At 74.9% G+C, this 13,728-nt stretch carries 10 protein-coding genes; 5 read left to right on the forward strand and 5 right to left on the reverse strand.

The window, feature by feature from the left end; genetic code table 11:
• Positions 1-145: 145 nt before the first annotated feature.
• Positions 146-3,898, forward strand: coding sequence for a BTAD domain-containing putative transcriptional regulator (locus AB0J86_RS35825; RefSeq protein WP_363862277.1), 3,753 nt, complete (start codon positions 146-148; stop codon positions 3,896-3,898).
• Between the two features lie 8 nt (positions 3,899-3,906).
• Here AB0J86_RS35825 and AB0J86_RS35830 read toward each other — a convergent pair whose 3' ends face one another.
• Positions 3,907-4,755 (reverse strand): DNRLRE domain-containing protein, encoded by an 849-nt coding sequence (locus AB0J86_RS35830; protein WP_363862280.1) that lies wholly within the window; start codon positions 4,753-4,755, stop codon positions 3,907-3,909.
• Positions 4,756-5,021: 266 nt separating this feature from the next.
• Between AB0J86_RS35830 and AB0J86_RS35835 the strand changes: the two genes are divergently transcribed.
• The 4 genes from AB0J86_RS35835 to AB0J86_RS35850 all read left to right on the forward strand — a co-directional run bounded on the left by AB0J86_RS35835 (position 5,022) and on the right by AB0J86_RS35850 (position 10,051).
• A complete protein-coding gene (locus AB0J86_RS35835) occupies positions 5,022-6,356 on the forward strand; it encodes a sensor histidine kinase (protein WP_363862283.1) in 1,335 nt (444 codons plus the stop codon).
• Positions 6,341-7,033 (forward strand): response regulator transcription factor, encoded by a 693-nt coding sequence (locus AB0J86_RS35840; protein WP_363862290.1) that lies wholly within the window; start codon positions 6,341-6,343, stop codon positions 7,031-7,033. The genes AB0J86_RS35835 and AB0J86_RS35840 overlap by 16 nt, the downstream gene beginning before the upstream one ends.
• A 265-nt stretch (positions 7,034-7,298) precedes the next feature.
• A complete protein-coding gene (locus tag AB0J86_RS35845; protein ID WP_363862293.1) occupies positions 7,299-8,819 on the forward strand; it encodes a YifB family Mg chelatase-like AAA ATPase in 1,521 nt (506 codons plus the stop codon).
• The gene (locus AB0J86_RS35850) at positions 8,816-10,051 is read left to right on the forward strand and encodes a DNA-processing protein DprA (RefSeq protein ID WP_363862296.1); all 1,236 of its coding nucleotides are present in this window, start codon (positions 8,816-8,818) and stop codon (positions 10,049-10,051) included. Before AB0J86_RS35845 ends, AB0J86_RS35850 begins: the two co-directional genes overlap by 4 nt.
• Before the next feature lie 4 nt (positions 10,052-10,055).
• Here the strand turns inward: AB0J86_RS35850 and AB0J86_RS35855 are convergent, their stop codons facing one another.
• The 4 genes from AB0J86_RS35855 to AB0J86_RS35870 all read right to left on the reverse strand — a co-directional run bounded on the left by AB0J86_RS35855 (position 10,056) and on the right by AB0J86_RS35870 (position 13,319).
• A complete protein-coding gene (locus AB0J86_RS35855; protein ID WP_363862299.1) occupies positions 10,056-10,895 on the reverse strand; it encodes an alpha/beta hydrolase in 840 nt (279 codons plus the stop codon).
• Between the two features lie 3 nt (positions 10,896-10,898).
• Positions 10,899-11,477: a TetR/AcrR family transcriptional regulator gene (locus AB0J86_RS35860; protein WP_363862302.1), complete on the reverse strand. Its 579-nt coding sequence runs from the start codon at positions 11,475-11,477 to the stop codon at positions 10,899-10,901.
• A 174-nt stretch (positions 11,478-11,651) separates the two neighbouring features.
• Positions 11,652-12,902, reverse strand: a complete 1,251-nt coding sequence (locus AB0J86_RS35865; protein ID WP_363862305.1) for a sigma-70 family RNA polymerase sigma factor — start codon at positions 12,900-12,902, stop codon at positions 11,652-11,654.
• A gap of 3 nt (positions 12,903-12,905) precedes the next feature.
• Positions 12,906-13,319, reverse strand: coding sequence for a YciI family protein (locus AB0J86_RS35870; RefSeq protein ID WP_363862338.1), 414 nt, complete (start codon positions 13,317-13,319; stop codon positions 12,906-12,908).
• Between the last annotated feature and the right edge of the window lie 409 nt (positions 13,320-13,728).

The following is a 13,728-nucleotide window of genomic DNA, read 5'->3' on the forward strand; positions in this document are numbered from 1 at the left end:
CACGGGCGCCGACGGCGGCATTTTCCCTGTCGCACCCCACACTTACCCTTTCCGTAGTCTTTCCGGCCAGGGCGGGCCACCCGCTCCCGATGGAGACCGGTCGGAGGCGCGGGGAAGGACCGGGGTCGGGTCGTTGGGTGAACAGGTGCCATCGGGGCTGCGGTTCGGCCTGCTCGGTAACCTTGAGGTCTTCCGGGGCGAGACCGAGGTGCCGCTGGCTCGCCGCAAGCTTCGCATCCTGCTGGCGACGCTGCTGCTCGAGGCGAACCGGACCGTCCCGTTCGAACGGATCATCGAGCGTCTCTGGGGCGAGGAGCCGACCCCGTCGGCCCGCAGCACCACCCACGTGTACGCGATGCGGCTGCGCCGCGCGCTCGGGGACAGCGCCGACAACTTCCAGCTCGTCCAGACCCGGCCGAACGGCTACCTGCTGGAGATCGAGCCCGACCGGCTCGACGTGGCCGCCTTCCACGACCTGCTCGGACGGGCCCGGCGGGCGGCCGGTACCGGTGATCTGGTCGGCGAGTCGGCGCTGCTCGGCAAGGCCCTCGCGCTCTGGCGCGGGCCGGCGTTGCTGGACATCCCGTCCGCGTCGCTACAACGGTCGGTGGTGCCGCGGCTGACGGAGGAGCGCCTCCAGGCCACCGAGCGGCGCCTGGCGGTTGACCTCCGGCTGAATCGGCACGCCGACCTGGTGGGCGAGTTGACCGAGCTGACCCGGGAACATCCGACCCGGGAGCGGTTCTGGCTGCTGTTGATGCGGTCGCTGGCGGGCCTCGGCCGGCCGGCCGAGGCCCTGGCGGCCTACCGCGACGTGTACCGGCTGTTCCGCGACGAGCTGGGGATCGAGCCGGGCGAGGAGATCCAACGCCTGCACCACGCGATCCTCTCCGGGGATGAGGTGACCACCGCCGAGCACCGCGATCGGCAGGAGCACCGCGCCCAGGATCACCCCGACCCGGATCACCGCGGTCGGCAGGAGCAGGGCCCCGGCGAGCGCGTCGGCCGACCGGGCCCCGGCCCGCAGGGCTCCAGCCGACGAGGCTCCGACCGGCAGGGTTCCGACCGGCAGGGTTCCGGCCGACCGGGGTCCGGCCGGCCGGGGTCCGGCCGGCCGGGGTCCGGCCGGCCGGATTCGGACGGGGAGGAGCGCGGCCGAGGGTGCGCCGACGGCGGGCCGGACGACGGGGACAACCACGGTCCGCACGCTCGCGGAAGCGGCGACGGGCCGCACGTTGGCGGCAACGACGGACCCGACGCTCGCGGAGACAGCCACGGGCCGGAGGGCGGCCACGGCGGCAAGGAGCCCGCCGGGCCCGGCGCCGGGATCGCCGTGACCCGGCCGGTCACCCCGTCCCACCTGCCGCCGGACCTGCGGCGGCTGATCGGGCGCACGGCCCGGATCGCGGAGCTGACCGGCGAACTCGCCCCCGCCGGCGGCGACGCCGCCACGATGCCGGTGGTCGTCCTCTCGGGGCCGCCGGGCGTCGGAAAGACCGCGCTCGCGGTGCACGTGGCGCACCGGGTCCGGGGCAGCTACCCGGACGGCCAGCTCTACGCCAACCTCCAGGGGTACTCCGCCGCCTCGCCGTTGGCTCCCACGGTGGTGCTCGCCCGCTTCCTGCGCGCGCTCGGCGTGCCGGCCAACCAGATCCCGGCCGATCAGGACGAACAGGTCAGCCTCTACCGGAGCCTGCTGGCGCAGCGGCGGGTGCTGGTGGTCCTCGACAACGCGGCCGAGCCGCGCCAGGTCCGGCCGCTGCTGCCCGGCCAGCCCGGCTGCGCCACCCTGGTGACGAGCCGCAACGACCTGCGCGGGCTGGTCGCGATCGACGGGGCGCGGCAGTTCTCCCTCGCCCCGCTGGACGGCGGCGAGTCACACGCCGTGCTCGCCGCGGTGCTCGGTACCGAGCGGGTCGACGCCGAGCCGGCCGCGGTCGAGGAGCTGGCGGCGCAGTGCGGCCGGCTCCCGCTGGCGCTGCGCATCGCCGCCGCGAACCTGCAGGCCAACCCGCACCAGCGCATCGCGGACTACGTCCGGGCGCTGCGGGTGCGCGGCCGGCTGGCGCAACTGGAGGTGCGCGGCGACGACCAGGCGGCCGTACGGGCCGCGTTCGACCTCTCGTACGACCGGCTGGACCCCACGACGGCCCGGCTGTTCCGGCTGCTGGGCCTGGTGCCGGGGCCCGACTTCGCGGCCGGCGCGGCGGCGGCGTTGATGGCGTGCCCACTCGCCGAGGCGGAGCAGCACCTCGACGCGTTGACGGCCGCGAACCTCGTCTTCCCCAGCGCCACCGGCCGGTTCCAGTTCCACGACCTGCTGCGCGACTACGCCGCCGCGCGGTCCGGCGAGGACGCGGACGCCCGGCCCGCCGAGCTGCGGCTCTGGGACTTCCTCCTGCATACCGCGCGGGCCGCCGCCGACCTGCTCTACCCCGACGTGACCCGGTTGCCGCTGCCCGAACCGGTCGCCGGCAGCGCCCCGCTCGCACCGGCCGGCGAGGCGGCGGCGCTGGACTGGCTGGACGCCGAGCGGCCCGGTCTGGTCGCGGCGGCCCTGCGGGCCCGCGAGCGCGGCCTCGGCCGGTACGCCTGGCAGCTTGCCGACAACCTGCGGGGCTACTTCTGGGGTCGCGCCGACGCGGTCGAGGGGCTCGCGGTGTGCGAGGCGGCGCTGGCCGCGGCCCGGGACGAGGCCGATCCGGGTGCCGAGGCGACGGTGCTCGACCTGATGGGGCTGATCCACTTCGTGCGGGGCGACTACCGGACGGCGTGGCGCCACCACGAGGAGGCGCTCCAGATCAGCCGGCACACCGGTGACCTGGAGACGCAGGCGAGGTGCCTGCACAACCTCGGGCGGGTGAGCGCGCAGCTCGGCTCGGCCGGGCAGAGCGCCCGCTACCACCGGGAGGCGCTGGAGCTGGCCCGGCGGACCGGGAACCTCGACGCGGAGGCGCTGAACACCAACTACATCGGTACGGCCCGGCTCTCGGCGGGTCGGGTGGACCTGGCGATGCGGTGGCACCTCAGGGCGCTCGAACTGGCGCACCGTACCGGTAACCAGTCGGTGCTGGTCCGCGTCATCGGGGCACTGGGGAACGCGGCCTGGCACCAGGGCGAACTCTCGGTGGCTGTCGCGCTGTACCGCGAGTGTCTCCGGCTGGCCCGCCGGCTCGGCAACCGCTACCTGGAGACGAACAGCCTGATCTGCCTGGCCGAGACGCTCTGCGACACCGGCGACTACGACCGGGCGATCGGCCACGCCGAGCTGGCGGTGCGGCTGGGACGGGAGAGCGGCGAGCAGCGGCACGAGGTGGGCGGCGCGGAGATCATCGCGACGGCCCTGCTGCGCGGCGGGCGGACCGAGGGAGTCGTCGAGGCGTACCAGGAGGCCCTGCGACGGGCCCGGGAGATCGACTTCCGGTACGGGGAGATCTCCATTCTCACCGCGCTCGCCGCCGCGTACCGGATCGTCGGCGACCCGGGCCGCGCGGTGGACCACGCCGAACAGGCGCTGCGCGCGATGTCGCAGGTCGGGGAGCGCAGCATCGAGGGACGGGCGCTGGTCGAACTGGCACACGGTCACCTGGAGTTGGGCGACCGGCACCGGGCGGCGACCGAGCTGGACCGGGCCCTGCGGGTCGCCCGTACGGCCGGAACCCGGCTCACGGAGGCGCGGGCCCGGTACGTGTACGGGCTGCTGTGCCGGGCCGAGCGGGACGACCCCGCGGCAGAGCGGCACTGGCGGGCCGCGCTGGAAGTCTGTACCCAGGTCGGGGCGGCCGAGGCCGGCCCGATCCGGGCACTGCTGAGCGGGGCCGGGCCCACGGAGAGCGGCCCGGCCCCGACCGACGTCCCCGAGCTCCCCTCAGCCGGTGGCGGTCCGGTCAGCCGGTGACGGTCGGGTCAGCCGGTGAAGGTGACGACCAGCGCGACGTTGTCCGGGACGAACCTCTTCCACGCCACCGGGTCCTCCTCGTTACCGGCCCGTAGCATCAGAGTCGTGGTCGCGTTGCCGAGCTCGGCCGACCTGGCGACGGCGGCGTCCACGTCGAAGCTCAGCCACTTGCCCGGACAGGCCGCGCCGAACCCTGCCGCGGCGCTGCGCGCGTCCAGCAACTGGTCGAGCGCGGGCTGGTTGCGCCAGGTGGTCGTCGGACCGATCGGCCCGGTCGCCCAGAGCTGGACCTCGCGCGCCGTGCAGGAGTACGACCACGACTCGAAGGTGTCGAACCGGGCATCGAGGATCTGCTTGCCGGCCAGCGCGGTGACGTCGAACTGGAAGAAGCTGCGGGCCGTGTGCGACACACCGGCCGTGTCCACGTGACCGACCTTCGCGGAGGTCTCGCCGCCGCCCAGCCAGTACGCCTGGTCGGGGAAGTACCTGTCGACCATCGCCCAGGCGCTGCGACCGAGGTTCACGGTCTGCGCCGGCTCGTCGACACCCGCCCGGACCGGTACCGTGTGCTGTTCCAGCGTGTAGCTGCCGTCCGGATTCGCGAAGATCCGGCGGGTCGCGGTGGTCAGCTCGGTGATCTCGGTCCGTTGCCCGGTCGCCGCAGCCCGGGCGGCGGCCGTGGTCGCCAGCGTCCTACCCGTCGGGGTCGTCGTGAGCAGCGCCGGAGACGCCTCCGGGCCGGTGCCGGCCGAGGCCACCGCCGGGGCCGCGAGTGGGGATCCGACCACCAGGGCCACCCCGAGCTGGAGAGCCAGCGCTCCGACGACGAATGACCTGACCCTTACCCTGCCTGTCACGGTCCACCTCCACGAATCGAGTTCGGGCCGCTGGATCGTCCCGACGCCCGCCAGCAGCACAACAGGTGCGGCTTACCGCTGGCTTACCCGCGACCACCCCGGCAGGTCACGGCGGGACGGAGCGGTATTGCCCACCTCCAATACCGTGACCGATCCCGCCGGCGCCGGCGGCGGCAGAAGTGGACACTCCCGGTATGGCCAGGCCCACCCGAGGACTACGCGCAGCCGTATCGGCACCATCGGTGAGCCGAACTAGCGTGACCGGCGTGTCCAACTCGAAACCGCGTACCGCGCTGGAATCGGTCGCCCGGAAACGGTTCCCGCTCACCGGCTGGCCGTGGCGGTCCCTGAGCTACCTGCTGACCACCGCGCCGCTGTCGTTCGCCGTGGCCGGGCCGGTGGCGCTGGTCGGACTGCCGTGGGCGGCCCTGCTGCGGCGGGCCGTCACCGGCGGGGAACGGCCACCCTCCGTGACCCTGCTCGTCCTCGCGCTCTTCGGGGTCGTGCTGGTCGCCGCGTTCGGACCGCTGGTGGCGTTGCCGGTGGCCGCGCTGGAGCGCCGGCGGCTGCGGCTGGTGGACGAGCGTCCGGCCCGGTCCGGGCACCGCCGGATACCGGAACCAGGGCTCTGGGCCTGGTTGCGGACCCGTTACACCGAGCGGGCCACCTGGTCCGAGCTGGGCTACCTCGGGTTGCTCGCCACCGTCGTACCCGCGCTCTACGGCGTCGTCTGCGCGGTGCTGCTGGTCATCGGGGTGCTGCTGGCGAGCCCGGTGCTGGCCGGCAGCGCGGACGGGCCGATCTCGGTCGGCCCGGACCAGGTCACGAGCGCCGGTGCGGCGGTCCCGTACGCGCTGGTCGGCCTGGTGCTGCTACCCACGGTGCCGTACCTGCTGGCCCTGGCCGCGGGGGCGCACGCCGAGCTGGCCCGGGCGCTGCTGCACGCGGGCCCCGACGAGCGGCTCCGCGCGGAGCTGGTCGAGGTGTCCCGGTCCCGGGTACGCCTGGTGGACGCCTTCGACGCCGAACGCCGCCGCATCGAGCGGGACCTGCACGACGGCGCCCAGCAGCGGCTGGTCAGCCTCACCCTCCAGCTCGGCCTGGCCCGGCTGGACCTGCCGCCCGACTCGCCCGCGAACGAGGCCGTGGCCGGCGCACACGAGCAGGCCAAGCAGCTCATGGCGGAGCTGCGGGAGCTGATCGACGGGATCCGTCCCCGGACCCTGGCCGACCTCGGGCTGCCGGCCGCGCTGCGCGAACTGGCCGACCGGTCGACGGTGACGGTACGGGTGGTGGCCGAGCTGCCGGAGCGGGCGCCGGAGCAGGTGGAGACGACGGCGTACTTCGTGGTCGCCGAGGCGCTCACCAACGCGGCGAAGCACAGCGGCGCCACGGCCGCGACGGTGACCGCCCGCCGGGAGGGCGACCTGTTGACCGTCGAGGTCGTCGACGACGGTCGCGGCGGCGCCGAGCCGGCGCGCGGCAGCGGGCTGACCGGGCTGGCCGACCGGGTGGCGGTGGTCGACGGCAGGATGTTCCTGTCCAGCCCGGTCGGCGGCCCGACCCTGCTACGGGTGGAGTTGCCATGCGGCCGGAGGTGAACCCCATCCGGGTGGTCCTCGCCGAGGACGGTGTGCTGCTGCGGGAGGGCCTCGCCGGCCTGCTGGCCCGGTTCGGGTTCCAGGTCGTCGCCGCGGTCGGCGACGCCGAGGCCCTGCGCGCCGCCGTCGCCGAGCACGGGCCGGACCTGGTGGTGACCGATATCCGGATGCCGCCCGGCTTCACCGACGAGGGGCTGCGCGCCGCCGTGGAGCTGCGCCGGGTCCACCCCGGGCTCGCGGTGGTGGCGCTCAGCCAGTACGTCCAGCAGAGCTACGCCGCCGAGTTGCTCGACTCCGGCGACGGGCGCGGCATCGGGTACCTGCTCAAGGACCGGGTCGTCGACGTGGCGGAGTTCGTCGCCGCGCTGCGCCAGGTCGTCGGCGGCGGCACGGTCGTCGACCCGCAGGTGGTACGCCAGCTGCTGCGCCGCCGCGCCGATCCGCTGGCCCGGCTCTCGGCCCGGGAACGGGAGGTGCTCGCGCTCGTCGCCGAGGGCCACTCGAACGCGGCCATCGCCCGGCTGCTCGTCGTCTCCGAGGCGGCCGTCGGCAAGCACGTCGGCAACATCCTCGCCAAGCTCGACCTGCCCCCGACCGACGACACGAACCGCCGCGTGCTGGCCGTGCTGACGTACCTGCGCAGCGACGCCGCCACGGCCGGCGGCGACCCGCGCTGACCGGCACGTCCGGCCGGTCGCGATCCCGGGTGACCGGCGCGGACGTGCCGGTACGGGGGCGCCGACGTGACGGACGGCGCATAGCAGATCGATCCGCTTCGCGGGCGTTTCCCACAGGCCGTCCGGTTGTCCACAGCCGACGGATTCCGGCCGGCGCGCTCCTGTGCCTTCGGGGCACGGTCGATGCCATGCGAACCGCAGTTCCGGCTCCACCAGCCCCTCGGCCTCCAGGAACCGCAGCCCCGGCGACGGTCCGGTCCCCCCGATGAGCTACGCGAAGGTGCTCTGCGTAGGCCTCGTCGGAGTGACCGGACACCTCGTCGAGGTCGAGGCCGACCTCTCCCCCGGCCTACCCGCCGTCGTCCTCTCCGGCCTGCCCGACACCGCCCTCAACGAAGCCCGCGACCGGGTACGCGCCGCCGTCGTCAACTCCGGCCAACGCTGGCCCAACCGCAGAATCACCGTCAACCTGCTCCCCGCCACCCTGCCCAAACACGGCTCCGCCTTCGACCTCGCCATCGCCGCCGCCCTACTCGGCGGCGCCGGCGAACTACCACTGGTCGCCCTCGACGGAGTCGTGCTCCTCGGCGAACTCGGCCTCGACGGCGCGGTACGACCCGTGCGAGGCGTACTGCCCATGGTCGCCGCCGCCGTACGCGCTGGCATCGACCGCGTCGTCGTCCCGCTCGACAACGCCGCCGAGGCCGCCATCGTCCCCGGCGTACGGGTCCGCGCCGTCGACTCCCTGCACCGGCTCGTCGCCTTCGTCCGCGACGGCACCCCGCTGCTCGACCCGCCCACGCCGGCGCCGCGGGTCCCGCCGCCCGCCCCCGACCTCGCCGACGTCGCCGGCCAACCCCTCGGCCGGCGCGCCCTGGAGGTCGCCGCCGCCGGCGCCCACCACCTCGCGCTGATCGGACCGCCCGGGGCCGGCAAGACCATGCTGGCCGAGCGGCTCCCCGGCATCCTGCCCGAGCTGGACGACGACACGGCGCTGGAGGTGACCGCGCTGCACTCCATCGCCGGGCTGCTGCCGCCGGGCGCGCCGCTGCTGCGCCGCCCGCCGTTCCAGGCACCGCACCACAGCGCCACCGCGGCGTCGCTGGTCGGCGGCGGCAGCGGGCTGGCCCGCCCCGGCGCCGTGTCGCTGGCGCACCGCGGGGTGCTCTTCCTCGACGAGGTGCCCGAGTTCCACCGGGTCGCGCTGGACGCCCTGCGTCAGCCGCTGGAGCAGGGCCGGGTGGTGCTGGCGCGGGCGAAGGGCACCACCGAGTACCCGGCCCGGGTGCAGCTGGTGCTGGCGGCCAACCCGTGCCCCTGCGCGAAGCCCTCGGGCGACCAGCACTGCGAGTGCACGCCCCTGGCCCGCCGCCGCTACCTGGGGCGCCTCTCCGGGCCGCTGTTGGACCGCATCGACGTACGGGTCCGGTTGGACCCGCTGAACGCCGCCGCGCTGATGTCGAGCGACGCGCCGAGCGAGTCGTCGGCGGTGGTGGCGGAGCGGGTGGCGCGGGCCCGGGGCGCGGCGGCGGCCCGCTGGCGGTACGCGGGATGGCGGGTCAACGCCGAGGTGCCCGGGCCGGAGCTGCGCCGGCCGCCGTGGCGGCTGCCGCCACGGGACACCAAGGGGCTGCGCGAGCGGCTCGACACCGGGTCGCTCTCGGCCCGCGGCTTCGACCGGATCGTCCGGATGGCCTGGACGATCGCCGATCTGGACGGCCGGGACCGGCCCGACCGGGACGACGTGCACGAGGCGACCCAACTACGTACCGGGGAGGAATCATGAGCGACGGAACCACGGGTGGCACCCCGGCGCCGGCCGAGGGACGCACCGCCGCCGAGGAGGACCGGCTGGCCCGGGTCGGGCTGACCTGGCTCACCGAGCCCGGCACCCGGGCGGTGCACCGGCTGGTCGGTCGCGCCGGCCCGGTCGAGGCGCTGCACCGGCTGCTCGACGGGGAGGTGGCCGACGCGCGGCTGCGCGAGGCGGTACGGGCACGGCTGGCGGCCGGGAACCCGCGCGAGGTCGCCGAGCGCGCGCTGGAGCAGACCGAACGGGTCGGCGCCCGGCTCGTGACGCCCGGGGACGACGAGTGGCCGCACCGGGTACGCGACCTGGAACGGCTGGCGCGGGGCGGCACCGAGCGCAGGGTCGACCTGGAGATCGCCCCACCGCTCTGCCTCTGGGCGCGCGGGTCGTGGCCGTTGGCCGAGGCGCTGGAGCGCTCGGTGGCGGTGGTCGGCGCGCGGGCGGCCACCCCGTACGGACTGCACGTGGGCAGCGAGATCGGGTACGGGTTGGCCGACCGGGGCTGGACCGTCGTCTCCGGCGGCGCGTACGGCATCGACGCGGCCGCGCACCGGGGCGCGCTGAGCGCCGACGGGCTGACCATCGCCGTGCTCGCCTGCGGCGTGGACCGGCCCTACCCCGTCGGCAACACGGCGCTCTTCGACCGGATCGCCGAGACCGGGCTGTTGGTCAGCGAGTGGATGCCCGGCGCCGATCCGCTCCGCCACCGCTTCCTGATCCGCAACCGGGTGATCGCCGCCGCGACCTGCGGCACGACCCTGGTCGAGGCCGCCGCCCGCAGCGGCGCCACCCAGACGCTCGGGCGGGCGCTCGCCCTCGGCCGGCCCGCGATGGTGGTTCCCGGACCGGTCACCTCCGCCATGTCGGTCGGGTCGCACGAACTGCTCCGCGAGCACCCGCGGGCCCGCCTGGTCACCGGCGTCCCGCACATCCTCGAAGAGGTCGGCCGGATCGGCACCGACCTCGCCCCGCCGGCGCGCGGCCCGCAGCGCCCCCACGACCTGCTCGACGACGACGCGGCGCTGATCCTCGAATCGGTGAGCCGGCGCGGCGGCAACAGCCCGGACGCGCTCGCGGCCCGCGCCGGGCTCGACATCCGTACCGCGCTGCGCAAGCTCTCCCTGCTCGAACAGCTCGGGCTGCTCGCCCGCCGCGACGGCGGGTACGTCCTGCCGCCCCGCCCACGGGACCGGGCCGAACATGCGTAGGGGCTCAGGCCGGGACCTCCGCGAAGAACTCGCGCAGGGCGTCGGCCACGAGCCCGGGTGCCGTCGAGGTCACGAAATGCGTCTGCCCCTCCCAGACGACCCGGCGGGCGTGCGGGATCGCCTTGGCGAGACCCTCCATCGTGCTGGGCATCGGCTCCCAGGTCTCGGCGCCCTGCATGATCAGCGTCGGCAGGGTGATCGACGACCACCGGGCGGTCTCCGTGCTGTCCGCGGCGAGCGCTTCGAGGTCGTGCAGCCAGCCGATCCCGGACCGCCGCTGCTCGGCGGGGTCGGGCTCCCGGCCGGCCATCGCCGCCTCGAACCGGGCGATGATTTCGGCCGGCGTCAGGGTCAGCTCGTTCAGCACCGCGGTCGCCGCCCGGCTGTCCCCGCGCCCGAGGGCGTCCCGGTACCGGTCGAGCAGGGGGAGGACGCGTTCCCCGGCCGCGAAGAAGGGCGCCTCGAAGACGGCCAGCGAGCGCAGTTCCGGCAGGTTCGCGGCGGCGGTGTGCAGCGCCAGGATGGCCCCGTAGGAGGCCCCGACGAGATGCACCCGCCGGCCCGAGGGCCCGCGGATCGCCGCGAGGACGGCGCGCAGGTCGCCCACCTCGTCGGCGAAGGACTTGGGTCCGGGCGGGACGTCGCTGGGGCCGTACCCCCGGCGGGCCAGCAGCCACAGCTCGTGGTCGTCGGCGAGCAGGTCGGCGACGGCGGCCCAGGAGTGCAGCCCGCCACCGGAGCCGTGCAGGAGCAGGACCGGATCACCGGAGCCCACCCGTCGGATCACCAGACGCGTACCGTCCGCGGAGACGATCTCCTGGTCGCGGCTCCCATGCTTGGTCATCGTTCAATCCCCCGTCTCGCTGGGCCAGTTGGTCAGGGCGGTGTGCACCGCGTCGAGGACCTGGCGCCACGACTCGTCGAGGTCACGGGGATGCCCGAACCCCTCGACGCTCTCCAGATGGGCAAAGCCGTGCAGGGTGCTGCGTACGAAGCGCAGGGCGTTGGTCAGGTCCGGCTCGACGAGCCCGTACCCGCGCAGCATCGCGTAGCTCAGCTCGATCAGGCGCAGGTGACCGGCCGAGTTCGTGCCGACCTCCGGGGGCAGTTGCAGCTGGGTCGCGGCGTACTGCCCCGGATGCGTCACGGCGAACGCCCGGTACGCGTCGGCGAACGCGACGAGGGCCTCCTTGCCGGCCCGGCCGGCCACCGCGAGCGCCAACCGGTCGCTGAACACGGCCGCCGCCCGGACCGCGATCTGCTCGATCAACGCGTCCCGGCTGCGGACGTGCACGTAGAGGCTGGCGTCGGCGACGCCGAAGTGCCGCGCGACGGCCGCGATGGTCAGCCGGGACAACCCGACCGAGTCCGCCAGCTCGATCGCGGCAGCCAGAACCCGCTCACTCGTCAGACCCTGCCGTGGCATTCCCATCCTCGGTCGTCTTGGCCATATCCTAGGGCCCCTAGGCTAACCGCCCGGCGAGGCAATGATCTTCACGAAGACCTCATGACCCGCGTCACATCCAGGGGTGGCCACGGGCCGGTGGCGGTGACCGGGCCCGCCGGGAGGAGGGAATCCCGGCGGTACGGCCAGCCGGCGTCAGCCCTCGTCGCCGAGCCGGTCCGCGCGGCCGTACAGGTAGCGCCGTTGCGGCAGGCTCGTCGCCCGACGGGCCGCCTCCCGGTACGACTCCCGGGCCGCCGTCGGGTCGCCCGCCAACTCCAACAGGTGTGCGCGGACGGCGTACCGCCGGTGGTCCCCCGCGATCCGCGCGTCAAGCTCGATCTTGCCGAGCAGGTCGAGGCCCGCCCGAGGCCCGTACGCCATCGCGACCGCGACCGCGTGGTTCAACGCCACCACCGGGTTGTCGGAGATCCGCAGCAGCAGCTCGTACAGCGCCACGATCTGCGGCCAGTCGGTCGCCTCGGCGTTCGGCGCCTCGTCGTGGATCGCGGCGATCGCGGCCTGCAACTGGTACGGCCCGGGCGCCCGGCGCGGCAGCGCTTCGGTGATCAGCGCCACGCCCTCCGCGATCTGGTCGGCGTCCCAGCGGCTCCGGTCCTGCTCGGCCATCGGGACCAGCTCCCCGTTCGGCCCGGTCCGGGCCGCCCGGCGGGCGTCGGTGAGCAGCATGAGGGCGAGCAGGCCGGTCACCTCGCCGTCGCCGGGCAGCAGCCGGTGCAGCATCCGGGTCAGCCGGATCGCCTCGGTGGAGAGTTCGGCGCGCCGCAACAGCGGGCCGGAGGTGCTGGCGTACCCCTCGTTGAAGATCAGGTAGAGCACGTGCAGGACCGCGCCGAGCCGGGCGGCGCGGTCCGGGTCCGAGGGCAGGCGGAACGCGATGCCGCTTTCCCTGATCCGCTGCTTGGCCCGGCTGATCCGCCGGGTCATCGTCGCCTCCGGCACCAGGAACGCGCGGGCGATCTCGCCCGTCGTGAGCCCTCCCACCGCGCGCAGGGTGAGTGCGATCTGCCCGGCCACCGGCAGGGCGGGATGGCAGCACATGAAGAGCAGGATCAGGCTGTCGTCGGACTCCCGCGCCGGGCCGTCGGCGGCCGGCGCGAGCCACTGCTCGGGCAGCGCCCAGCTCGCCACCGTCCGCTCCCGGCGCCGCCGGGCCTGCTCGCTGCGGAGCAGGTCGGTCAGCCGCCGGGCGGCCACCGTGATCAGCCAGCCCCCCGGGTTCTCCGGGAGGCCCTCGCGCGGCCACCGGGTGACCGCCGCGAGCAGCGCCTCCTGGGTGGCGTCCTCGGCGGCGTCGAAGTGCCCGTACCGGCGCACCAGCGCGCCGAGGACCCGCGGCGCCAGCCGGCGCAGCAGGTCCTCGGTCTCCGCGCCGATCGCCGTCAAAGATCAGACGTCCAGGTCGGCCGCGCCGGAGGCGACCGGGCGCACGTCGACGTACCACTCGCGCTCCAACACCGCACCCTTCGGGCGCGGGGTCTTCGCGAGGCGGGCCGCGATCTCGGTCGCCCGATCGAAGCTCTCGCACTCCACGAGGGTGTAGCCGGCCAGCACCTCCTGGGTCTCCGCGTACGGGCCGTCGGTCACGACCGGCACGCCGTCGCGCAGCTCGATCCGGCGGGCGTGGGCCGGGGCGGTCAACCCCTGGGCGTCCACGAACTCCCCGGACTCGACCAGCTCCTGGTTCCAGGCCCGCATGAACTCGTGCAGCGCCTCGGCGTCCTCGGCGGACCAGCCCGGTCCGTCACCGGGCTGGCCACCGAGCATCTCGTAGTCCCGCTGCGAGCCGTACAGCATGATCATGTACTTCACGGTCTCTCCTCTCCGCCGGCACCGCGTCGGCGCCTCTGCCGGGGACGTCGGAGCCGCTGGCCCGTACCGGACATCCTCCCGCAACCGCGCCGGACGCCGGACCACCCGCACGCCGCCGACCCGGCCGGCTGACGGTACCGACCCGGGCCACCGGGCACCGTTCAATGGCCGTTGACCAGGGGAAAAGCCGCCGGTGACGCGCGGGAACGGCCCTCTCGCCGCTCCGGCCCCTGCTGATGCCCGGATCGAGGGGCCGGCCGGGCTGATTGGCCGATCCCGGCCCACGGGGACGGCACAGGTGACAACCTCCTTGAGAGGGGATTTCCGACAGGAGGCTGGGTACCGGCACAGCGGGTCGCCGCTCCCACCGGTGACGAACCCGCTCGGGTCTCCCGGCGAA

Source organism: Micromonospora sp. NPDC049559 (assembly GCF_040676675.1).
Classification (GTDB): domain Bacteria; phylum Actinomycetota; class Actinomycetes; order Mycobacteriales; family Micromonosporaceae; genus JBFAPK01.

What these genes read in the sequence shown, in the direction of transcription:
- AB0J86_RS35840 (WP_363862290.1), top strand. Translation starts at nt 6,341, where the DNA reads ATGCGGCCGGAGGTGAACCCCATCCGGGTGGTCCTCGCCGAGGACGGT.
- AB0J86_RS35845 (WP_363862293.1), top strand. Translation starts at nt 7,299, where the DNA reads ATGAGCTACGCGAAGGTGCTCTGCGTAGGCCTCGTCGGAGTGACCGGA.
- AB0J86_RS35850 (WP_363862296.1), top strand. Translation starts at nt 8,816, where the DNA reads ATGAGCGACGGAACCACGGGTGGCACCCCGGCGCCGGCCGAGGGACGC.
- AB0J86_RS35855 (WP_363862299.1), bottom strand. Translation starts at nt 10,895, where the DNA reads ATGACCAAGCATGGGAGCCGCGACCAGGAGATCGTCTCCGCGGACGGT.
- AB0J86_RS35860 (WP_363862302.1), bottom strand. Translation starts at nt 11,477, where the DNA reads ATGCCACGGCAGGGTCTGACGAGTGAGCGGGTTCTGGCTGCCGCGATC.
- AB0J86_RS35870 (WP_363862338.1), bottom strand. Translation starts at nt 13,319, where the DNA reads ATGATCATGCTGTACGGCTCGCAGCGGGACTACGAGATGCTCGGTGGC.